The organism is Mycobacterium sp., from assembly GCF_025965855.1.
Lineage (GTDB): Bacteria > Actinomycetota > Actinomycetes > Mycobacteriales > Mycobacteriaceae > Mycobacterium.
Genome location: NZ_JAOPWB010000343.1, coordinates 1 through 21791, shown reverse-complemented (window position 1 = coordinate 21791; position 21791 = coordinate 1). Strand labels below are relative to the sequence as shown.

The window sequence follows — 21791 nt, the reverse complement described above, 5'->3', positions numbered from 1 at the left end:
AGTGGGCCATCTTGCCGAAACCGTGCTCGTTGCCCTTCTTCGAGTTGATCTCGATGACCTCGAACGCGTCACCCAGCCGGTCCTTCAGGGTCTTGAAGCGTTCGCCCGGCGACAGCGGATCTTCGCTGAACCGCAGGCCCAGTGCGCACAGTCCCTCGTTGGCGGCTCGCTGTTCGATGACCTTGAGTTCCCCTTCGGACATGCCAGGGTCGCGCTTCATCTTGGGCGTCAACGAAATCGGCGCCGACGGCTGGCTCAGCACAGGCGCCAGCACGCTGTCGTCCACCGCAGCCGCTAGCGCGAACCCGCCCGTGAAGCACTGGCCGATGACGCCGACGCCCTTGCCCGGCGTCGACGCGTTGAGGTCGCGGGCCAGCGCGCGCAGGAACAACGACACCGGCCGCTCCTTGTTGGTGGCGAAAGCCGCGAATTCCCTTGCCACACAAGCCCGCGTGATGGCGCCGAGTATATAGCCGACCGTCTTGGGCTTCCCCGGCTCACCGAACAGCGACGGCATGGCGACGGTGAAGCCGTTGTCCACCAAGTGATTTCCCAGGGCCAGCACCCCGGGATGGATGCCGGGGATCTCGGGAATCAGCACCACTCCCGGGCCGGCGCCCTTGCGGTAGACGTCATGGGTGTAGCCGCCACCGCTGAACGGTGCCACCGACCATCCGGACAGGTCTGCTTCGGGTGCGGTCACGGGGTGCCTTCCTACTGGGCCTTTTAAAGGGCCGGCTATCGGGTTGGTAAAGGCGGCTGCGATTGCGTCGCCGCCGCCAGCGTACGGAACTGGTCGGCGCTCCCGGCACCGGTGATCGCGATCTGGGTGGCGCCGGCCGGGCCGGTGAGCCTGGTGGTCCACACCGGTTCGGCGTCGGCGCCGTTCTGGCCCGCGCCGTGATAGACCACCCAGTTGGTGCCGTCGACGTCGACCGTCCCGGTCGGATACGCCGACGGATGGACCGAGCCGACGAGCTTGTCCTCGTCGGCGTTGCTCTGGGTCAGGCCCAGATACATTCCGGTCGGGCTGATGTAGCCCACGGTCGAGGTGGCCGCGTGCAGCCGCTGACCGGTCGACGGGTCGGTTCGGCCGTTTTCGATACCCCCGCGATCGCCCGAGTTGGGGTGCCAGCCGGCGGGCAATCGGGGTAGGCGGATGGGGAAGCCCAGCGTCTGGGCATCCGACCGCAAGGCGGCGGCCGCGTCGTAGGCCGGGATCACACCCTTGTTCGTCCCGACCGGCTGAAACGAACACATCCCGACCAGGCCGGCCAGCACGATGCAGCCGATCACCAGCGGGATGAGCGACCAGAACATGTCGCGACCGTCCTGCAGCAACCGGGGTTTGGCCGGCCTTGCAACAGGCCCCCGTCCCGGTGCCGGCTCACCTACCTCGGCGTTCGGCTGCGGCTCGTCGCTCATCCACGAAGTATCCCAGTTCCCGCAGACGGATCCGCTTCTGGGACAATCAGCAACCATGAGCGATCCCCCTGACGTGTCATCGGCATCCGGTTCGTCGCCGGCGCGGGCACGGGGCGAAGCCCCCGACCGCAACCTGGCGATGGAGCTGGTGCGGGTCACCGAGGCCGGCGCCATGGCCGCCGGCCGCTGGGTGGGCCGTGGCGACAAGGAGGGCGGCGACGGCGCGGCCGTCGACGCCATCCGCGAGCTGGTCAACACCGTGTCGATGCGCGGCGTGGTGGTGATCGGCGAGGGCGAGAAGGACCAGGCGCCGATGCTCTACAACGGCGAGGAGGTCGGCAACGGTGACGGGCCGGACTGCGACTTCGCCGTCGACCCGGTGGACGGCACCACGTTGATGAGCAAGGGCATGCCCAACGCCATTTCCGTGCTGGCGGTGGCCGACCGTGGGGCGATGTTCGATCCGTCGGCGGTGTTCTACATGAATAAGATCGCGGTCGGGCCCGAGGCCGCGAACGTGCTGGACATCACCGCTCCGATCGCCGAGAACATCAAGGCCGTCGCCACGGTCAAGGCTTTGTCGGTGCGCGACATGACGGTGTGCATCCTGGACCGGCCGCGGCACGCCCAACTGATCGAAGACGTCCGGGCCACCGGAGCCCGGATCCGGCTGATCACCGACGGCGACGTCGCCGGCGCCATCTCAGCGTGCCGGCCGGAGTCGGGCACCGACATGTTGGCCGGCGTTGGCGGCACCCCGGAGGGCATCATCGCCGCGGCGGCGATCCGCTGCATGGGCGGGGCCATCCAGGCGCAACTGGCGCCTCGCGACGAGGCCGAGCGCCGCAAGGCGCTGGACGCCGGCTACGACCTGGACCAGATACTGACGACCGAGGACCTGGTGTCCGGCGAGAATGTCTTCTTCTGCGCGACCGGGGTCACCGAGGGCGACCTGCTCAAGGGCGTGCGGTATTACCCCGGCGGCTGCACCACCCAGTCGATCGTGATGCGCTCGAAGTCGGGCACCGTGCGCATGATCGAGGCCTATCACCGGCTGTCCAAGCTCAACGAGTACTCCGCGATCGACTTCACCGGCGACAGCTCTGCCGCCTATCCCCTGCCCTGAACCGACCCGAACCGAGGAAGACCAATCTATGGCCTTGAACAACTCCGCGGACGCCGCCGGCGACACCGAGTACCGCATCGAGCACGACACCATGGGCGAGGTCCGGGTGCCCGCAAAAGCCTTGTGGCGCGCGCAAACTCAGCGTGCGGTCGAGAACTTTCCGATCTCGGGCCGCGGTCTGGAGCGCGCCCAGATCCGCGCGCTGGGGCTGCTGAAGGGCGCCTGCGCGCAGGTGAACAAGGACCTCGGGCTGCTGGCGCCGCAAAAGGCGGACGCGATCATCGCCGCGGCGGCCGAGATCGCCGACGGGCGCCACGACGATCAGTTCCCCATCGACGTCTTCCAAACCGGTTCGGGGACAAGCTCGAACATGAACACCAACGAGGTGATCGCCAGCATCGCCGCCGCCAACGGCGTGACGGTGCACCCCAACGACGACGTCAACATGTCGCAGTCGTCGAATGACACCTTCCCGACCGCCACCCACATCGCGGCGACCGAGGCCGCGGTGCGTCACCTCATCCCGGCGCTCGAGGTGCTGCACGACGCCCTGGCGAGCAAGGCCCGCGAGTGGCACACGGTGGTCAAGTCCGGCCGTACCCACCTGATGGACGCCGTCCCGGTGACGCTCGGCCAGGAATTCAGCGGGTACGCCCGCCAGATCGAGGCCGGGATCGAAAGGGTCCGGGCCACGCTGCCGCGCCTCGGTGAGCTGGCGATCGGCGGCACCGCGGTGGGCACCGGCCTCAACGCACCCGACGGCTTCGGCGCCAGGGTGGTCGAGACGCTCGTCGCTTCCACCGGCCTGAGCGAATTGCGCCCGGCGATCAACTCTTTCGAGGCACAGGCCGCCCGCGACGGGCTGGTCGAGGCCTCGGGCGCGCTGCGCACCATCGCGGTGTCATTGACCAAGATCGCCAACGACATCCGCTGGATGGGATCGGGCCCGCTGACCGGCCTGGCCGAGATCCAGCTGCCCGACCTGCAACCGGGCAGCTCGATCATGCCGGGCAAGGTGAATCCCGTTCTGCCGGAGGCGGTTACGCAGGTCGCCGCGCAGGTGATCGGCAATGACGCCGCGGTCGCGTGGGGCGGCGCCAGCGGCGCCTTCGAGCTCAACGTCTACATCCCGATGATGGCGCGCAACATTCTCGAGTCCTTCAAGCTGCTGACCAACGTCTCAAAGCTGTTCGCCCAGCGCTGCATTAGCGGATTGGCGGCCAACGTCGAGCACCTGCGCGAGCTGGCCGAATCGTCGCCCTCCATCGTGACGCCGCTGAACTCGGTCATCGGATACGAGGAGGCCGCCGCGGTGGCCAAGCAGGCACTCAAGGAGCGCAAGACCATTCGCCAGACCGTCATCGACCGCGGCCTGATCGGTGACAAGCTGTCGATAGAAGAGCTGGATCGCCGCCTCGACGTGTTGGCGATGGCCAGGGTGAAGCCGGAGGACTAGATGAGAGTGGTTCGGCGATGACAACTCCCCCCGGCGGCCCCTACGGTCAGGATCCCTACGGGGCGAATCCCTATGGGCAGAGCCCATATTGGGGGGGCCCGCCTCCGGGGAGCCCGCCTCCGGGCGGCCCGCCGCCGGGCGGCGGATACCCGTACCCTCCGCCGGGTGGCCCGTACGTCAACCCGCAGGGCGCCGGGAATCCCTATGCGGCGGGCCCCTACCCGCCCCCACCGTTCCCCCCACCCGGTCAGCAGGTTCCGCCGCCCTGGCCGGGCGGGCCGTACCCGCCCGGTCCACCGCCGGGGGGGCCACGCTCCAAGGCGCCGTGGTTGATCCTCGCCGGTGTTGCGGTACTGGGCGTCATCGTGCTGGTGGTGCTCCTGGTGATCGGGCTCAACAGCGGGAACAAGCCGAACAAGGCGGGGCCCTCGACGTCCCCGCCCTCCGCAAGCGCGCCGTCGTCGCAGCCGAACAGTTCCCAGCAGACGGCGACCGGCTGCACGCCCAATGTGTCCGGCGGTGACAAACCCTCCGGCGACACGATCAGCGCGGGCAAGCTGTCGTTCCCGACCAGCGCGGCGCCGGGCTGGATGGGATTTTCGGACGATCAGACCCCGAACCTCATCGGCGCCGTCGGCGTCGGGCAAGAGGTGCCCGGCGCCAATCAGTGGATGATGCAGGCGGAAGTCGGCGTCACCAACTTCGTCGCCAGCATGGACGTCGGTGCGCAGGCGGCGAAGTTGATGGACTGCGTGGCCAACGGGCCCGGGTACGCCAACGCGACGCCCACGCTCGGACCGACGAAGAAGTCATCGATCACGGTCGACGGCGTCAAGGCCGCCCGTGTCGACGCCGACGTCACGATCGCCGACACGGCACGCAACGTCAAGGGCGACTCCCTGGTCATCATCGCCGTCAACACCAAGCCGGTCACCATCTTCCTGGGCGCGACGCCGATCGGCGATGCGGGTTCGGCGGGCATCATCAACGGGATCGTTGCAGCGCTGAAGGTCATGAAGTAGTCGGGCCCGCCGGCGCCGAGACGTGGGTGGCTTCGGAGCGCCCGCGCAACACGGTGGAATAGCACTCGGCCCAGTGCGCCCGCTCGGCGTCATCGGCCCGGTCAATGGCCGCCGCCGAACACAGGATCCGCCGGTCGGCGGTTTTGGCGAGGTCGGCCAGCCGCGCGGCCTCATTGACCGCGTCGCCGATTACCGTGTATTCGTAGCGGTTTTCGGCGCCGACGTTGCCGGCGAAGACCCGGCCGGCCGAGACGCCGATGCCGAAATCGACGACGGGTAGCCGGCGCAGCTGGGTGCCCAGCGCGCGCGCCGTCGCCAGCGCCGCCGCTGCCGGTTGCGCCGTCCGCAACGGCGCCCCGAAGATGGCAAGCGCGGCGTCGCCGGCGAATTTGTTGATCAGCCCGCTGTGTTCGTCGACGGCGTCGACCACGATTCGGAAGAAGTTGTTGAGCACCTCGGCAACCTCTTGCGGGGGGCGGCTTTCCGCGAGTTGCGTGGAACCGACCAGGTCGATGAAAAGAACGGCCGCTTCGACCACGTCCCCCGACAGCGACGCACCCTCTTGAATGGCGCGTTGCGCGACGTCCGTCCCGACGTGGCGCCCAAACAGGTCCCGCAACCGGTCCCGCTCGGCGAGACCGGCGACCATCCGGTTGAATCCCGTTTGCAGGCGCCCGATTTGGGAACGTTCGTACGCGCCGACGTATGTTCCGATGTGGCCGCGTTCGACCTGCGCCATCGCGTCGACGACCTCGCCGACGGGATCCGAGATGGACCGCGAGGTCAGGATCATCGTCGGCAGCCCGAGGACCAGCGCCGCCAGCGACACCACCAGGATGGGCACATCCAACGCGGCGGAATTCTCGATCAGCCAGCCGTGCGAGCGAAGGACGACGAGCGCCGCGATCACGCCGATGGGAATTGCGCTGCACAAAAACCACAGCAGGACCAGTCGGGCGTACACACCCGGTACCGCGAGCCGCGGCTCGCAACCCAGCGTGGCGGCACCCATGATGGGACGCAGGGTGCGTTGCGCGAGCAGCATTCCCGTGCCGGCGGCGGCCGGTCCGCCCACCAGCACACCGAGCAGCATGGGCAGCAGCAGCTGGGCGCCGCCGCCAAGGTTGAGCAGCGCGAAGATCGCCCCGGCCACGCCCCAGGTCAGCAACAGGATCGCCGACTGGCGGCCGGGGATCTTCATCGCGGCTTCCCGTTGCTCCGGGGTCGGTTCATCCCCGGCGACATACCAACGCAGGTTGGGGGCCAGGCTCAGGGCTCCGGCCACCGCGACGCCGGCGATCCCCAAGGAGACGATGACCGCCACCGCCGCCGTGTTCTTCTCCGCGAAGTCGGCATTGGCGCCGACGGACGTGTGTCCCCGCAGCGGGATCAGGATCGCGGCCGCGTCGACGACGGCCAGCAGGTAGGCGAGGGCAAGATCGATCGCATATTGAATCAACAACCTGCGAGCGGACTTTCGCTGCCCTGTCGCTGGAGCCCGAAGCCGGCTCGGCCTGATCACCCTATAAAAATAGCCGCGCGTACGCCCAAATGTTTCTAAGCGCCGTTGTTTGGCCCGCCCGAGTTCTGGTTCGGGATGTCGGTGATCGGGAAGTTGGGCATCGGCTTGGGAGAGGACGTATCGGGCAGGGCCGGGATCTCGCTGGCCGGAATGTCGTGCAGCGCGTTGGCGGGTGGCCCGTTGTCCCGGCCACCATAGCTGCTGCCCGGCGGCCGCGGTCCCAGCAACTCGCTGACCGTCACCAAGCGGTAGCCGTTGGCCTTGAGCACCGGGATGAACTGGTACACCAGGTCGACGGTGCTCGAGTAGGTGTCATGGAACAACACCACCGAGCCGGGCTTGATGTAGGTCATCAGCATGTACCGCGTCGCGGCCATGTTGGCGTCGTTGATCCAGTCGAAAGGGATAACGTCCCAAAGGATTTCGGCCAGCCCGAACCGACCGGCGGTCTGGCGCACCGCGTCGTTGGACAGTCCGCCGGCGGGACGCCACAGCGACGGTGTCCGACCGGTCGCGGCGGTGATCGCGTCGTTGCTCCGGGAGAACTGGCCCGCGATGTCCTCCGCAGGGACGGTGGTCATGTTGGGGTGTTCCCAGGTGTGGTTGCCGAACTCCATGCCGGCGTCGGCGACGCGCTTGGCGCCCGCCGGGTTGGCGGCGACCTTGTTGCCGATCAGGAAGAACGTGGCCTTGGCGTCGGCGTCCCTCAGAATTTGCAGCAGCCGGTCGGTGTATGGCCCCGGCCCGTCGTCGAACGTCAGCGCGACACACTTGACGACCGAGCAGCTGAGGTTATCGGCCCGCGTCACGTGACCGGTGAGGGCGCCGATCACCAGCACCGCGGTGGCCGCCACGACGCCCAAAACGGTCCGCCAATAGCGCCAGGCCTGGCTGTCGGGTCGTTTCGGCACCCTGGAAGCCTACCCGCGGGTGACTGTGCGATCGTGGCGTTGACTGTGCAACCAGGGCTTTCAGCGTGCACTCACGGCTTTGAGTGTTACCTCAGGGCTGGTTCGGTGCCGTTTTCCCGCCCTACACGCACACTCAACGCCGAGGAAGCACACTCAGTGCGGTCCGGCGATCTCCTCGAGCATCTCGGTGACCAGCGCGGCGATCGGCGACCGCTCGCTGCGCAGCAGTGTGATGTGGGCGAACAGCGGATGGCCTTTGAGCTTCTCGATCACCGCCGCGACACCGTCGTGGCGCCCGACGCGCAGGTTGTCGCGCTGGGCGATGTCGTGGGTCAGCACCACCCGCGATCCGCTGCCCAGCCTGGACAACACGGTCAGCAGCACGTTGCGCTCCAGCGACTGCGCCTCGTCGACGATGACGAACGAGTCGTGCAGGGAGCGGCCCCGGATGTGGGTCAGCGGCAGCACCTCGAGCATGCCCCGGGCGAGCACCTCCTCGAGGACCGCCGGGCTGGCGAGGCCCTCGAGGGTGTCGAAGACCGCCTGCGCCCACGGGCCCATCTTTTCGCTCTCGCTGCCGGGCAGGTAGCCCAGCTCCTGGCCGCCCACGGCGTACAGCGGACGGAAAACCACCACCTTGCGGTGGGTGCGCCGTTCGAGCACCGCCTCGAGGCCCGCGCACAGCGCCAGCGCCGACTTGCCTGTGCCGGCCTTGCCGCCCAGCGACACGATGCCCACCGACTCGTCCAGCAGCAGGTCCAGCGCGACGCGCTGTTCGGCGGAACGGCCGCGTAGCCCGAACACCTCGCGGTCACCGCGAACCAGCTGCACGCGTTTGGCCGCGGTGACCCGGCCCAGCGCATGCGAACTGCCGCCGAGCAGCCGAATTCCGGTGTGGCAGGCCAGGTCCCGCGCCTCGGCGAGGTCAATCTCACCGTCGGCGAACAGCGTGTCGATATCCTCGGTGGCCGTCTCGATCTCGTACATCCCCGACCACCCCGAGGCCACGACGTCCTGCGCGTGGTACTCGTCGGCGGCCAGGCCCACCGCAGCGGCCTTCACCCGGAGTGGAATGTCCTTGCTGACCAACGTAACTCGCCTGCCTTCGGCGGCGAGGTTGGCGGCGCAGCTCAGAATCCGGGAATCGTTGCTGTCGGTGCGAAAGCCCGCGGGCAGCACGGCCGGGTCGGTGTGATTAAGTTCGACGTGAAGCGTGCCGCCTTGTGTCCCAACGGAAATCGGCTGATCCAGCCGTCCGTGCTCGAGCCGAAGATCATCGAACAGGCGCAAGGCCTGACGGGCGAACCAGCCCAGTTCGTGGTGGTGGCGTTTGGCCTCCAGCTCGCTGATCACCACTAGCGGCACCACCACCTCGTGTTCGGCGAACCGGCTGCACGCCCACGGATCGGACAGCAGCACGGAGGTGTCGAGCACATAGGTCCGGATATCGGTCACGAAGCGCTCCTCGAGCGGGTAAGCCCGCGCGGACCCGCACAGGCATGTCGGCGGGGGTCGCAGCACCAGGACCGGGGCCGGTCCTGCCCTTGTGGTGACGGGAGGTGCCGCCCTGGCAGCAGAGCATGTCGCTGGCCATCGAGAACGACGCTACTCCGGTGGCCGCTTTGCCGCCGCGCAGGCGCGCCGGTCCGTACGCCAGGGCGCGAAAAATCGCTAACCGACGACGAATTGCTTCAGCGCAGGCTCGCTGGCCACGCCCCATTCGGTGATGCGCTCGGAGATCGCCTGCCGCAGGTCCGCAGGGCCGAAAATGCCTGCGTCGGCGACGTTCTGCACCTTGTCCTGGTAGGCGTCGATGTCGGCGCCCACCAACTGGAGGTCCGCCGACCGCGCGGCGATCGCGGCGATCGTCTCGTCGCGGGTGTACTCGAGGCAGTGCGCGACGAGGCTGGCGAAGATCTCCTCGTGGCGTGTTTCGTCCCTGGCGATGCGGTCGATGAGCCCGGCCAGGACCGGCTCCTCGATTCGAGCGGCCAGGTTGCGGCAGAAAATGGCTTGGGTGCGCTCGGTCAGAGCCATGTAGACAAGGGTTTCGACCTGCGAGTACGTGTCGGCGCGGTAGCCCTTCATCACGTATTGGACCCGGGCCTCCTCGTTGGCGGTCGGATCGACCTCCCGAGTCACCACGAGGTATTCGCGCAGCGCGATGGCGTGCAGGTGCTCCTCGGCGGTCCACCGGCCAAGCCAGCGGCCCCACCACTCCTCCAGGATGAAGTGCTCGACAAGCTCGCGGTGGTGCCCGGCGAGGTTGTCCTTGAGCAGGAGCAGGATCTCGCAGGCGTCCGTGATGGTCCTGGGCAGCGTCATCTGGGACGGATCCCAGTCGCGCCCGCCCAGGAACGCGAAATTCTCGCCCTGGTCGAAGGGCACGTAGTCGTGGGCGAACCACAGGTTCTCGGTGTTGAGGTGGTGGTCCATGAGCCGCTCGACAACGGGTTCGAGTTCGAGGGTCAGCGCGTTAGGAACAGGTTTCTGTGCCATGCGGTTACGGTAACTCGTGGGTCCAGCTTCTGTGAAATTGTCCGCGTGTGTTGCGCCGAATGGTGACTTTGTTCCTCAACCCGGTCAGCGGTCAACGAGCGTCCAGTTCTCCAGCCCCTCGTAGAGGGGGAAGTCCCTGGCCAGCCGCGTCACCCGTTGCCGCAGCGCGGACACATCCGCGGAGGTGCCGGCCGCCAGCGCGGTGGCGATGATGTCGGCGACCTCGGTGAATTCGGCATCCCCGAAACCGCGGGTGGCCAGCGCCGGTGTCCCCACCCGCAGACCCGACGTCACCATCGGCGGCCGCGGGTCGTTCGGCACGGCATTGCGGTTGACCGTGATACCGATGTCGTGCAGCAGGTCCTCGGCGACCTTGCCGTCGAGCGGCGAGTCGCGCAGGTCGACCAGCACCAGGTGCACGTCGGTGCCGCCGCTCACCACCGAGACGCCGGCCTTTGCGACATCGGCCGCCAGCAACCGGTCGGCGACGATGCGCGCCCCGGACAGCGTGCGCTGCTGGCGGTCGGCGAACTCGGGGGTGGTGGCGATCTTGAGCGCGACCGCCTTGCCGGCAATGACGTGCATCAGCGGCCCGCCCTGCTGGCCGGGGAACACCGCCGAGTTGATGGCCTTGGCGTATTCCTGCTTGCCCAGGATCATCCCCGAACGGGCGCCCCCCAAAGTCTTGTGCACGGTTGTGGACACCACGTCCGCGTGGGGCACCGGCGTCGGGTGCAGACCCGCGGCAACCAGCCCGGCGAAGTGCGCCATGTCCACCCACAGCTTGGCGTCGACCTCGTCGGCGATCGACCGGAACGCGGCGAAGTCGAGGATCCGCGGGTAGGCCGACCAACCGGCGATGATCACCTTGGGGCGGAACTCGAGCGCCTTGGCCCGCACCGCGTCCATGTCGACCAGATGCGTCTTGGGGTCCACGCCGTAGAAGCCGGCCTCGTACAGCTTCCCGGAGAAGTTCAGCCTCATGCCGTGGGTGAGGTGGCCGCCGTTGGCGAGGTCGAGGCCGAGCAGGTGCTCCCCGGGTGACATCAGGGCGTGCAGCACGGCGGCGTTGGCCTGGGCGCCGGAATGCGGCTGGACGTTGGCGAACTCGGCGCCGAACAACGCCTTCGCGCGGTCGCGGGCGATGTTCTCCACGACGTCGACGTGCTCGCATCCGCCGTAGTAGCGACGGCCGGGCAATCCCTCGGCGTACTTGTTAGTCAGGACGCTGCCCTGGGCCTGGAGTACCGAGCGGGGCACGAAGTTCTCGGAGGCGATCATCTCCAGGGTGTCGCGTTGCCGGTGCAGTTCCTTGTCCAGCAACTCGGCGATGTCGGGGTCGACCTCGGCGAGGGGCGCGGACATCACGGAGGCTGTGCCGGGGCGAGCGGTACGGGCGTCGGGTGCGGCAGTCACGGGGGCCAGTCTATCGAGCGGCACTTTTCGCCAGCCCAGCCGTCGGGCGCGCGTCCGCCCCTGCAACACTTGAGCACTATGCCGCGGCCTAGCGAGCCGAGCCCTTATGTGGAGTTCGACCGAAAACAATGGCGTGCGCTTCGCATGTCGACGCCGCTGGCCCTCACCGAAGAGGAACTTGTCGGCCTGCGCGGTCTCGGCGAGCAGATCGACCTGCTGGAGGTCGAAGAGGTTTACCTGCCGCTGGCCCGGCTGATCCACCTTCAGGTCGCCGCGCGCCAGCGGCTGTTCGCCGCCACCGCGGAGTTCCTCGGGGAACCCCAACAGAATCCGAACCGGCCGGTGCCGTTCGTCATCGGCGTGGCCGGCAGCGTGGCCGTCGGGAAATCAACGACCGCCCGCGTGCTGCAGGCGCTGTTGGCCCGCTGGGATCATCACCCCCTGGTGGACCTCGTGACCACCGACGGCTTCCTGTACGCGAACGCCGAACTGGATCGACGAAACCTGATGCACCGCAAGGGCTTTCCGGAAAGTTACAACCGCAGGGCGCTGATGCGGTTCGTGACGTCGGTCAAATCCGGTTCCGACTACGTGTGTGCGCCGGTGTATTCGCACCTGAAGTACGACGTCATCCCGGGGGCCAAGCACGTGGTCCGCCACCCCGACATCCTGATCCTGGAGGGCCTCAACGTCCTGCAGACCGGTCCGACGCTGATGGTGTCGGACCTGTTCGACTTCTCGCTGTATGTGGACGCCCGGATCGAAGACATCGAGCAGTGGTACGTGTCGCGGTTCCTGTCGCTGCGCGGCACGGCGTTCGCCGACCCGGAATCCCACTTCCACCACTACTCGGCGCTCAACGACACCAAGGCCGTCACCGCCGCGCGCGAGATCTGGCGGTCGATCAACCGGCCCAACCTGGTCGAGAACATCCTGCCCACCCGGCCCCGCGCCACCCTGGTGCTGCGCAAGGATGCCGACCACTCCATCAACCGGCTCCGCCTGCGCAAGCTGTAGCTACGTGGCGAGGCGACGCACTCCCAGGTACTGCAAACCGGCGAACGCCGCGGTGTAGACGCCGCTGGCCAACGTCGCGGCCACCCCGGTTGCGGTCATGGTCACGGCTTCGGCGGCCACGATCGCGGCCAGCGTCAAGACGATGTTGGCCGCGACGATCCCGAACCCGACGCGGCGCAAGTTCGGGGCCGCCGCGAGGCTGAACACGGCCAGTCCGCAGAGCACGAAGAACGCCCCCATGGCGTACTCCTGGCCCGACGTCAGGCCGGTCAGCGACGAAAGCGGGTCGGCGACGAAGGCGACAGCCAAACCGCACAGCCCCGTCAGCGTGGCGTCGGCGCGCATGGCGAAACGCAGCAGCGAGTCGGTCGAGTCGTACAGGGGTCGGGTCGGAAGACCAGAAACGGCGGTCATGTGATCACTCCTCGCGATGGCGGATGGGTCGAACTGGTTTGAGCGTGCAGCAAGAGCACTGCCATATCGACGCGTGGCGCTGCCAACTGCTGCCACGGAGGAAACGACCAGGTCCTTCTTCCGTCTATTCCCGCCAGCGGCGACCAATTCCACACATGTCACAAAACGAGGGGTGGGTGGCCCGATCGCGCGTGCTGTTCGGGCGACTCCCGGCCGGCCCTGCGTACCCGTGCCGCGACACATAGCCAGTGGTGAAGACACGCCGACGCGGCTCGCAAGGGCTTATATCTCGCGGGCGAGAAGGGACCCCGCGAGGCTAGTCGCTGGCGACCGGCACCCGCCCGCGCAGATCGGCGGCGATGAGCCGGGCGGCGGCGTTTTGCCAGTTGTGCAACGAACGCTGCGGCACCTCGGTGACCAGCCACTGCCAGGCTTGCCGGGCGGTGGGATCCAGGCCGGCCGCGGTGGCGTTCTGCGCATACGCGCGCACCCCGACGACGTAGGGGAAGTATAGCGAGTTGTAGTAGCGCCACTCCTCGGTGGTTCCGAAATCGCCCGCGTCGCGGGGTTTGAGCCGGGCGATACCGTCGGCAAGCACCGCCTTGAGCTCGTTGGCGCGCTCCACCGGGTGATCGGGCGCCCCCCTGGCGGCCAATCGCTCATCGATCACGGGTAACGCGGTCAGCGGGCTGGCGACCAGCTTGGTGAGGTCGGCGTAGTGGCCCAGCGCGCGGCGGGTGAGCCGGGCGAAGGTGTCGTCGTCGACGCCGTGAAGATCCTGCAGGGGATCGGCCGAGCGCAGCGCCAACGCCGCCCCGGTATGCCGCAACGCGGCCCGGTCGGCGCGCAGCGTGGGCGACCTCGAGAACGCCAGCCGGTCCAGCACGCCGGCCAGCGGATCGGCCAGCACCTGCACCGTGATGGCGATCGCCAGTGTGGTGAACAGCAACACCGTGAGCACGGTCTGCGTGGTGGGGTCCCGCCGGGTCACCGCCAAACCGATCAGCGCCTGGCCGCCGAACAGCACGGCCACCGCCATCGAACCGGCGAACGAGCGCAGCATGTCGGCGCGCAGCGCCTGGCCCTCGTCGAAGGCGTCCCACAGCGCCACCGCCACGCCGAGCGCCAGGACATCGAAACCCGTCGACGCCAGGGCCAGCCAGCTCGGCACGATGCCCAACGGGATGATCAGGATGGCATTGGCCAGAGCGAAGAACAGGGTCGCGATAACCACCACCCCGACGACCGAGGTGGGCTGGGCGGGCCGCCGCACCGCGACGACCAATGCCCCCAGGGTGGATGTCGAGATCACCGCGATCATCAGCAGGTGACCCGGCCGCAGCGGTCCGTCGACGCTGCCGGCCATCATCGCGCCGAACAAGATGAGCGCGCCGACACCGCCGACGAGCAGCAACTCACCCGTGCGCGCCCGCCAGCGCTCGCCCGGCCGGGACAGTTCCACGAGCACCGCGAACCACGCCACGCTGGGGACGGCAGCCAGATAGATCTCGAGCCGGCTGAGAAGGCCGAGGTGCGGGGCGCCCGCCGTGCGCACCGCGTCCAGCGCCACGATAAGTGCGAAGCCACACAGCCCGATCGCAGCCAGCGCCAGCACCGGCTTACGCGGATCGCGGGCCAGCAGATACAACCCCAGCCACCCGCTCAGCGTGAACACCACCGCCGACAACGCAGCCATGCATCCAGTGTGGCACGGGGTCTAATCCGTGCCGACCCGCTGCGCCGCGCTTGCGATCGGCACGTGCTATTTGCCGTGCCGGCGATGCCGTTGGCTGTAGTCCCGCAGCGCGCGCAGGAAATCGACGCGGCGGAATGCCGGCCAGTGGGCCTCGGTGAACCACATCTCCGAGTAGGCGCTCTGCCACAGCAAAAAGCCGGACAGCCGTTGCTCCCCCGAGGTGCGGATCACCAGGTCGGGGTCGGGTTGCCCAGAGGTGTAAAGGTTTTCGGAGATGCCGTCGACGGTCACCGCGTCGACGAGCTCCTCGGCGGAGCCGCCGTTGGCGAGTTCCTTGCTCAACAGCGCCCGCACCGCGTCGACGATTTCGCGGCGGCCGCCGTAGCCGACGGCGACATTGACGTGGAACGGCGCGACGGCCGGGGTGGACTCGACCGCGTCGCGCAGCCGGCGGGCCGGCTCCTCGCCGATCAGCGCGAGGTCCCCGACGGTGCGCACGCTCCAGCGATTGGCCGGGGCGCAGATCTCCTCGACCACATCGGTGATGATCTCGATGAGTCCGGCCAGCTCATCGGGATCGCGTTGCAGGTTTTCGGTGGAGAGCAGGTACACGGTGGTCATCTCGATGCCGGCCTCTTGGCACCACCGCAGCATCTCAGCGATCTTGACGGCACCCATCCGGTAGCCGTAGCTGACGTCGTCGTAACCCGCGTTGCGTGCCCAGCGCCGATTCCCGTCGCACAGGACCGCGATGTGGCGGGGAAGCTCGGATTTCGTGGCCGCCAGACCCTGCCTCAGCCGCAGTTCGTAGACGCGGTACAACGGCTCCTTCAGCCGCGGCGGGATGATCTCCACGAGGCTCCACACTACTGTGAGCGGCAACAAATTCCGGCCTGGATTTGCGCGAGCCACGGCACGTCCAGCAGCGTGTCGCAATCATCCGCGACTATTGTTGGTCCCTAACAGCTGCGAAGGCGAGGCAACGGGAGACATGAGCAGCAAGACAACCACGTCCACCAACCCGGAGACCGAGGCAATCGCGCCCGGCAATCCCGTCGAACAGCTCGTCGAGGGTGCCGCCGAAGCCCTGACCAAGCCCCGCATGCGCGGCTGGATCCACTTCTATTCCGCGTGGCTGGCGATCGTCTGCGGCGCGAGCCTGGTGTCGGTGTCGTGGGCGATGGCATCCACCCGCGCCGGCCTCACCACGTTCGCCTACGCCCTGGCCACGGTGACGATGTTCGCGGTCAGTGCCACTTACCACCGCGTCAACTGGAAATCTACCAAGAGCCGCAAACTGATGAAGCGGCTCGACCATTCGATGATCTTCGTGTTCATCGCCGGCAGCTACACGCCGTTCGCGATGCTGGCGATGCCGCCCGCGGACGGGCGCTTGGTGTTGTGGATCGTGTGGGGCGGCGCGCTGGCGGGCATCGCGCTGAAGGTGTGCTGGCCGACGGCCCCGCGCTGGGTGGGCGTGCCGCTGTACCTGCTGCTGGGCTGGGTGGCGGTCTGGTACGCGCCGACGATCCTCCACATCGCCGGGGTGGCCGCGATGGTGCTGCTCGCCGTCGGCGGCGTGTTCTACAGCATCGGCGGCCTGCTCTACGCGCTGCGCTGGCCCGACCCCTGGCCGAAGACGTTCGGCTACCACGAGTTCTTCCATGCCTTCACCGCTATCGCGGCGATTCTGCACTACATCGCCATGTGGTTCGCCGTCTTCTACGTCGGCAACCCCGCCTGACGGCCCCTAAAGCTGTGTGACGTCGGCCGCCGACCAGTAGGCCTTCATCGCGGTGATCTTGCCGCGGTCGTCGAACACCATGACGTCGATCGGCTCGATCACCATCCGGTGCTCCCCCGCGGTGACGGTCAGGCGGAATTGGAAGGCCGCCTCGCTGCCCGCCACCCGCAGCGACACCAGCTCGCATTCGCGCTGCACGTCGTTGACCGCGGAGTAGAAGCCATGGATCGCGTGGCGACCGATGTGTACCTCGCCCCCGACCGGGTCCTCGACGGTCGCGTCCTCGGCGTACAACTCCACAAGGTCGTCGGCGCTGCCCTTGGCGACCAGCTCGATGTAGCGGTTGACGGTGTCCGTGATCGCTTGGACCTTGTCCGAGGCAGTTGGCATGGAACGCAGGGTAGCCGCCGGGTTACTACCCCGAAACATCCAGGGCGGCCGCCAGTTCGGTCGCCTGCGTCACCGGTAGGTCGCAGAGCCGGCCGCGGCACACATACGCGGCGTCGGCGCCGGCGACCCTGTCCCGGCCGACCAGCAGCGCCGACGAATCCTTCTCGCCGCCCACGACGATCGCCCCGCCGGGCGCCAGTCGGCGCGCGTCGGCCAGCAGCGGGGACCGCGACGGGTCGCAGGCGACCGCGATCTGCAGCGGCCCGCGGACCGTGGCTTCGGCGACCGCCAGCCAATGCCCGGCCGACCGGGGCGCGCGCTCCAGCAGCACCGATTGCGCGCCGAGCGCGTCGCCCGCCGCCCGCAGGTACCGCTCCGCGTGCTCCCCGTCGACGAGGTGCGCCGCGGTCAGCAACGCTTCGGTGATCGACGACGCGCCCGACGGCGTGGCGCCGTCCAACGGGTCGGCCGGCCGCAGCACCAACTGCTCGGCATCGTCGGCGGTGTCGAACCAGCGGCCGGTCCGCTGCGGGTCGGCGAAGTGGCGTAGCGCGGTGTCCAGCAACTCGGTCGCCGTCGTCAGCCACGTCTCCTCGGCGGTCAGCTGATACAGCGCGAGCAGGCCGGTGGCCAGCATCGCGTGGTCCTCGAGGATGCCCGGGCTGTCGCCGACCACCCCGCCCAGGCTGGCGCGCCGCAGCCGGCCGTCGACGACGTGCAAGCCCAGCAGCGAAAGCGCGCAACGCCGTGCAGCAGCGGCCAATTCGGCCTGCCCCAACGCCACGCTGGCCTCGGCTAGCGCGGTGATCGCCAACCCGTTCCACGACGTGACCACCTTGTCATCGCGCCCGGGCTGCACCCGGGTGAGCCGCGCGGCCAGCAGCGCGGTGCGGACGCGTTCGGCTCGTTGCGGATCGTCCGGGTCGGTGGGCAACTGCAGCACTGAGCTCCCGTGTTCGAAGGTGCCGGATGGGGTGACCGCGAAAACCTCTGCGGCCCAACGGCCGTCGTCGGTGCCGAGCACCTCGGTCAGCTGCGCCGGCGTCCAGACGTAGGTCGAACCCTCACGGCCGTCGGCGTCGGCGTCCAGCGACGAGATGAACATGTCGGCTTCTACTTTGGTGCCCAGCTCGTCGAGCAGGAACCGCGCCGTCTGGGTGGCGACCCGGCGCGCCAACGGGTCTCCGGTACGCCGCGCCCAGTGTGCGTACGCACGCAGCAGCAACGCGTTGTCGTAGAGCATCTTCTCGAAATGCGGTACCACCCAAGCGTTGTCGACGCTGTACCGGGCGAAGCCGCCTGCGAGTTGGTCGTAGATGCCGCCGCGGGCCATCGCGTTGGCCGTGCGCGCGACCGCCTCCAGCGCCGCCGGTGACCCGGTGCGCTCGTGGTTGCGCAGCAGCGCCTCGAGAATCGCCGACGGCGGGAATTTGGGCGCCCCCCCGAACCCGCCGTGCACCGTGTCCTGGTCGCCGAGCACGGAGGCGACGGCGTGGTCACAGAGCTGCGGCGCCACGTCCGGGCTCCCGGCGGGCAGCCCCCCAGTCATCTTGCGCAACTCACCGGCGATGTGGTCGGAGGCCTCCTCGACCTCGCCGCGTCGGTCCCGCCAGGTGGCGGACACGGCCGAAAGGAGTTGCAGAAAGCCATCTTTCGGGTAGTACGTGCCGCAGAAGAAGGGCCGGCCGTCGGGCGTCAGGAAACACGTCATCGGCCAGCCGCCCTGCCCGGTGAGCGCGAGGGTGGCGTTCATGTACACCGCGTCGATGTCCGGGCGCTCCTCGCGGTCGACCTTGATGCAGACGAATCCGGCGTTCATCGCGGCGGCCACCTCGTCGTCTTCGAACGATTCGTGGGCCATGACGTGACACCAATGGCAGGCGGCGTAGCCGATGGAGAGCAGGATCGGCACGTCGCGCGCCGCCGCGTCGGCCAGCGCCCGTGGCGTCCACTGCTGCCAATGCACGGGGTTGTCCGCGTGCTGGCGCAAATATGGACTGGTGGCCAGCCCGAGCGTGTTCGCTGCGGCGGGGTCAGCCGTGCTCATCGCCGGATCCTGGCGCCCGCGCCGACCCGTTCGCCGGCCCGGGGGCCTGGTCGGGGCCCTCACCGACGGTGTCGGTGCCCTCGTCGGCGGCCTGATCGGGCTCGGGGTGCTGCGGGTCGAATGTCTTCGGGACCTTCTTGAGCTGCCGGTTCATCGATCGCAACAGCAACAGGGTCGCGACCAGCAGCAGCACGACGACCAGCAGCCCCACCGGGCTGGCCTTGCCGAAGTCGGGCCCGTGGTTGTGGGGGGCGTCAGCGATCACCCGGAGGAGATAGTGGTTCACCCGTCGTCCTCGATTCCAGCGAACAGGTCGTCCTCGGGCAGCTTGGCCGGGACACGGGAGCGGGCCAACTCGAATTCCTCCGTCGGCCAGAGCCGCTGCTGCCATTCGATCGGGGCGGCGAAGAACTCGGCGTTCGGGTCGATCTGGGTGGCGTGCGCCCGCAGGGCGTCGTCGCGCTGGCTGAAATACGCCGAGCACTCGACCCGCGTCGTCACCCGGGACTCGAACGGGTCGTGCTCTGGATCCCAGTGCCGGAGCCACTTTTGGAACGGGCCCTCTTGGCCGCGCTTGACGAACTCGTCGTGCAGCAGCTGCATCCGTGCGCGCAAAAAGCCGTGGTTGTAGTACAGCTTGGACACCGTCCACGGCTCGCCCGCGTCCGGGAAGCGGGCGTAGTCGCCGGCGGCCTCGAAGGCACCGATCGAAACCTGATGGCAGCGAATGTGATCGGGGTGGGGATAGCCGCCGTTCTCGTCGTAGGTGGTCATCACGTGCGGCCGGAACTCGCGGATCACCCGCACCAGCGCCTCGACGGATACCTCCAGCGGCGCCAGCGCGAAGCAGTCGTCGGGCAGCGGTGGCGGTGGATCGCCCTTGGGCAGGCCGGAATCGACGAAGCCCAGCCACGTGTGCTCTACGCCGAGGATCTCCGCCGCCTTGGCCATCTCGTCACGGCGGATTTCGGCCATGTGTTCCAGCACATCGGGCAGGTCCATCGCCGGGTTGAGAATGTCGCCGCGCTCGCCCCCGGTCAGGGTCACCACCAAAACCCGGTGACCCTCGTCGGCGTAGCGGGCCAGGGTGGCCGCACCCTTGCTCGACTCGTCGTCGGGGTGGGCGTGCACCGCCATCAACCGCAGTTCGCTCACGTGCCCCCTTGTCGGTGCGCTGGTCGCCCCTGAAGTGCTAGAAGAGTTAGTAGCGACCTTATAATTCCAGTTCCGATCGTTGCATCCTGTCGGGCGGCGTCCGGCAGCCGACAGTCCAGGCATACCCAGGCATGAGCGAAACTCCCCTTCCGCGCCCCGAGACGCGCTACGGCCGGTCGCGGCTGTCGCGCGTATCGCGGCGTCGCGTGGCCATCGGTTTGGCCGTGCTGGTCGTGGCTGCCGGCGTCGCCGTCGCCGTCATCGGCTACCAGCGGCTGGGGACCAGTGACGTCGCGGGCTCGCTGGCCGGCTACCAGGTGATTGACAACGAGACGGCGTCGGTAACGATCAGCGTGACGCGATCCGACCCGTCGCGCCCGGTCGACTGCATCGTGCGGGTCCGGGCCAAGGACGGCAGCGAGACGGGCAGACGGGAGGTGCTGGTACCACCGTCCGACCAGGCCACCGTGCAGGTGACGACGACGGTGAAATCCGTCCGACCCCCGGCGATGGCCGACATCTACGGCTGCGGCACCGAGGTGCCCGGCTACCTGCGCCCGGCCTGACCGCACGATCAAGACGAACAGCGAATATCGAGTCATCATCTGTTTGCGCGGTGGTAACATGGATGAATGCACGGTTCCCCTAGGGACCGTGTATTGCTGCATTAAAGGGCGTCGGAAGAATGGAGCGGCGGCGGGGGCGGGACCGGATAGCCCCAGCAGCGGGTTGCAAAGACTTATCGAGGCCTGCGCGGATTACGCGGAACGAGAAATACGAGGAGCACGACGAGATGACGGACACTCAGGTGACCTGGCTGACCCAGGAGTCACATGACCGACTCAAGACCGAGCTCGACCAGTTGATCGCGAATCGTCCGGTCATCGCCGCGGAAATCAACGACCGCCGAGAGGAGGGGGACCTCCGCGAGAACGGCGGCTACCACGCCGCCCGCGACGAGCAGGGCCAGCAGGAGGCCCGCATCCGCCAGCTGCAGGACCTGCTCAACAGCGCCAAGGTCGGCGAGGCGCCCAAGCAGTCCGGCGTCGCGCTGCCCGGTTCGGTGGTAAAGGTCTACTACAACGGCGACAAGTCGGACACCGAGACGTTTTTGATCGCCACCCGCCAGGAGGGCGTCAACGAAGGCAAGCTGGAGGTGTTCTCGCCGCTCTCACCGCTGGGCGGGGCCCTGATCGACGCCAAGGTCGGCGAGACTCGCCGCTACACCGTGCCCAACGGCAACACCGTCGAGGTCACGTTGGTCAGCGCGGAGCCGTACCACTCCTAGCGATCCCCGCCCGCCCGCCGCGTCGAGTGTGAATCCTGCGACGGGTCGGCGCGTCGTCAGATTCGCACTCGGCGAGTCCTTAGCTCAGCGCCTGTTCGAGATCGGCCAGCAGGTCGGCGACGTCCTCGATGCCGACCGAAAGCCGCACCAGGTCGTCGGGCACTTCCAGTTGCGAACCGGCCGTCGACGCGTGCGTCATGGCGCTGGGCAGCTCGATCAGCGACTCAACACCGCCCAGCGACTCGGCCAGGATGAACACCTTGCTGCGGGCACACAGGTCCTCGGCGGCGCGCCGGCCCCCGCGCATGCGCACGGAGACCATGCCGCCGAAGTCGCGCATCTGCCGCGCCGCGATCTCGTGCCCGGGGTGGCCGGGCAGACCCGGATACAGCACCGCGCCCACCGCGGGATGTTCGGCGAGGAATTCCGCTACCGCCACAGCGTTTTCGCTGTGCCGCTGCATCCGCAGCACCAGCGTCTTCAGCCCGCGCATCGTCAGGTAGGCGTCGAAGGGGCCCGGCACCGCGCCGGCCCCGTTCTGCAGGAAGGCGAAGGCGTCGTCCAGTTCCTGGTCGTTGGTGATCAGCGCGCCACCCACCACGTCGGAGTGCCCGCCGATGTATTTGGGGGTCGAGTGCAGCACCACATCGGCGCCCAGCGTTA

The 21791-nt window shown here is 68.3% G+C and carries 22 protein-coding genes; 7 read left to right on the top strand and 15 right to left on the bottom strand.

Features of this window, described 5'->3' with window-relative positions; translation table 11 throughout:
- A partial coding sequence (locus JWP83_RS29685; RefSeq protein ID WP_297738743.1) for a dienelactone hydrolase family protein occupies positions 1 to 703 on the bottom strand: 703 nt, incomplete at its 3' end.
- 35 nt (positions 704 to 738) lie between these two features.
- Positions 739 to 1425, bottom strand: a complete 687-nt coding sequence (locus JWP83_RS29680) for a DUF4245 domain-containing protein (RefSeq protein ID WP_297738741.1) — start codon at positions 1423 to 1425, stop codon at positions 739 to 741.
- Positions 1426 to 1480: 55 nt separating this feature from the next.
- Between JWP83_RS29680 and glpX the strand changes: the two genes are divergently transcribed.
- Genes glpX through JWP83_RS29665 form a run of 3 tightly spaced genes read left to right on the top strand, consistent with a single transcriptional unit; the run spans position 1481 to position 5029 of the window.
- A complete protein-coding gene (gene glpX, locus JWP83_RS29675) occupies positions 1481 to 2551 on the top strand; it encodes a class II fructose-bisphosphatase (protein ID WP_297738739.1) in 1071 nt (356 codons plus the stop codon).
- Positions 2552 to 2579: 28 nt separating this feature from the next.
- Positions 2580 to 4007, top strand: a complete 1428-nt coding sequence (locus JWP83_RS29670) for a class II fumarate hydratase (RefSeq protein ID WP_297738737.1) — start codon at positions 2580 to 2582, stop codon at positions 4005 to 4007.
- A 17-nt stretch (positions 4008 to 4024) separates the two neighbouring features.
- Complete coding sequence (locus JWP83_RS29665) at positions 4025 to 5029, top strand: hypothetical protein (protein WP_297738735.1); 1005 nt, start codon at positions 4025 to 4027, stop codon at positions 5027 to 5029.
- Here JWP83_RS29665 and JWP83_RS29660 read toward each other — a convergent pair.
- The 5 genes from JWP83_RS29660 to glyA all read right to left on the bottom strand — a co-directional run bounded on the left by JWP83_RS29660 (position 5019) and on the right by glyA (position 11326).
- Positions 5019 to 6488 (bottom strand): adenylate/guanylate cyclase domain-containing protein, encoded by a 1470-nt coding sequence (locus tag JWP83_RS29660; RefSeq protein ID WP_297738747.1) that lies wholly within the window; start codon positions 6486 to 6488, stop codon positions 5019 to 5021. The genes JWP83_RS29665 and JWP83_RS29660 overlap by 11 nt on opposite strands.
- Positions 6489 to 6586: 98 nt before the next feature.
- Positions 6587 to 7462, bottom strand: a complete 876-nt coding sequence (locus tag JWP83_RS29655; protein ID WP_297738734.1) for a polysaccharide deacetylase family protein — start codon at positions 7460 to 7462, stop codon at positions 6587 to 6589.
- Between the two features lie 153 nt (positions 7463 to 7615).
- A complete protein-coding gene (locus JWP83_RS29650) occupies positions 7616 to 8917 on the bottom strand; it encodes a PhoH family protein (protein WP_297738732.1) in 1302 nt (433 codons plus the stop codon).
- A 216-nt stretch (positions 8918 to 9133) separates the two neighbouring features.
- Positions 9134 to 9961, bottom strand: a complete 828-nt coding sequence (locus JWP83_RS29645) for an acyl-ACP desaturase (RefSeq protein WP_297738730.1) — start codon at positions 9959 to 9961, stop codon at positions 9134 to 9136.
- Positions 9962 to 10045: 84 nt separating this feature from the next.
- The gene (glyA, locus tag JWP83_RS29640) at positions 10046 to 11326 is read right to left on the bottom strand and encodes a serine hydroxymethyltransferase (RefSeq protein ID WP_297738745.1); all 1281 of its coding nucleotides are present in this window, start codon (positions 11324 to 11326) and stop codon (positions 10046 to 10048) included.
- A 129-nt stretch (positions 11327 to 11455) separates the two neighbouring features.
- Here glyA and coaA point away from each other — a divergent pair, with 129 nt between their 5' ends.
- Positions 11456 to 12394, top strand: coding sequence for a type I pantothenate kinase (gene coaA, locus JWP83_RS29635; protein WP_297738728.1), 939 nt, complete (start codon positions 11456 to 11458; stop codon positions 12392 to 12394).
- Here coaA and JWP83_RS29630 read toward each other — a convergent pair whose 3' ends face one another.
- The 3 genes from JWP83_RS29630 to JWP83_RS29620 form a co-directional block, all read right to left on the bottom strand.
- On the bottom strand, positions 12395 to 12808 hold the full coding sequence (locus JWP83_RS29630; RefSeq protein WP_297738726.1) for a hypothetical protein: 414 nt from the start codon (positions 12806 to 12808) through the stop codon (positions 12395 to 12397).
- Positions 12809 to 13124: 316 nt separating this feature from the next.
- On the bottom strand, positions 13125 to 14504 hold the full coding sequence (locus tag JWP83_RS29625) for a hypothetical protein (protein WP_297738725.1): 1380 nt from the start codon (positions 14502 to 14504) through the stop codon (positions 13125 to 13127).
- Between the two features lie 66 nt (positions 14505 to 14570).
- Positions 14571 to 15359: a (2Z,6E)-farnesyl diphosphate synthase gene (locus JWP83_RS29620; RefSeq protein ID WP_297738723.1), complete on the bottom strand. Its 789-nt coding sequence runs from the start codon at positions 15357 to 15359 to the stop codon at positions 14571 to 14573.
- A gap of 136 nt (positions 15360 to 15495) precedes the next feature.
- On the opposite strand from JWP83_RS29620, the gene JWP83_RS29615 reads away from it, so the two are divergent.
- On the top strand, positions 15496 to 16248 hold the full coding sequence (locus JWP83_RS29615; RefSeq protein WP_297738721.1) for a hemolysin III family protein: 753 nt from the start codon (positions 15496 to 15498) through the stop codon (positions 16246 to 16248).
- Positions 16249 to 16254: 6 nt separating this feature from the next.
- Here the strand turns inward: JWP83_RS29615 and JWP83_RS29610 are convergent, their stop codons facing one another.
- From JWP83_RS29610 to mca, 4 genes are read right to left on the bottom strand one after another with little or no spacing between them, the layout of a single operon-like run.
- On the bottom strand, positions 16255 to 16638 hold the full coding sequence (locus JWP83_RS29610; protein ID WP_297738719.1) for a nuclear transport factor 2 family protein: 384 nt from the start codon (positions 16636 to 16638) through the stop codon (positions 16255 to 16257).
- Positions 16639 to 16663: 25 nt separating this feature from the next.
- Positions 16664 to 18685, bottom strand: a complete 2022-nt coding sequence (locus JWP83_RS29605; protein ID WP_297738717.1) for a thioredoxin domain-containing protein — start codon at positions 18683 to 18685, stop codon at positions 16664 to 16666.
- Positions 18672 to 18971: a hypothetical protein gene (locus tag JWP83_RS29600; RefSeq protein WP_297738715.1), complete on the bottom strand. Its 300-nt coding sequence runs from the start codon at positions 18969 to 18971 to the stop codon at positions 18672 to 18674. Before JWP83_RS29600 ends, JWP83_RS29605 begins: the two co-directional genes overlap by 14 nt.
- Positions 18968 to 19840, bottom strand: coding sequence for a mycothiol conjugate amidase Mca (gene mca, locus JWP83_RS29595; RefSeq protein WP_297738686.1), 873 nt, complete (start codon positions 19838 to 19840; stop codon positions 18968 to 18970). The genes JWP83_RS29600 and mca overlap by 4 nt, the downstream gene beginning before the upstream one ends.
- A gap of 131 nt (positions 19841 to 19971) precedes the next feature.
- Between mca and JWP83_RS29590 the strand changes: the two genes are divergently transcribed.
- The gene (locus JWP83_RS29590) at positions 19972 to 20406 is read left to right on the top strand and encodes a DUF4307 domain-containing protein (protein WP_297738684.1); all 435 of its coding nucleotides are present in this window, start codon (positions 19972 to 19974) and stop codon (positions 20404 to 20406) included.
- A gap of 227 nt (positions 20407 to 20633) precedes the next feature.
- A complete protein-coding gene (gene greA / locus JWP83_RS29585) occupies positions 20634 to 21128 on the top strand; it encodes a transcription elongation factor GreA (RefSeq protein WP_297738682.1) in 495 nt (164 codons plus the stop codon).
- A 79-nt stretch (positions 21129 to 21207) separates the two neighbouring features.
- Here the strand turns inward: greA and JWP83_RS29580 are convergent.
- The coding region (locus JWP83_RS29580; RefSeq protein ID WP_297738680.1) for a PLP-dependent transferase at positions 21208 to 21791 on the bottom strand (584 nt) is incomplete at its 5' end.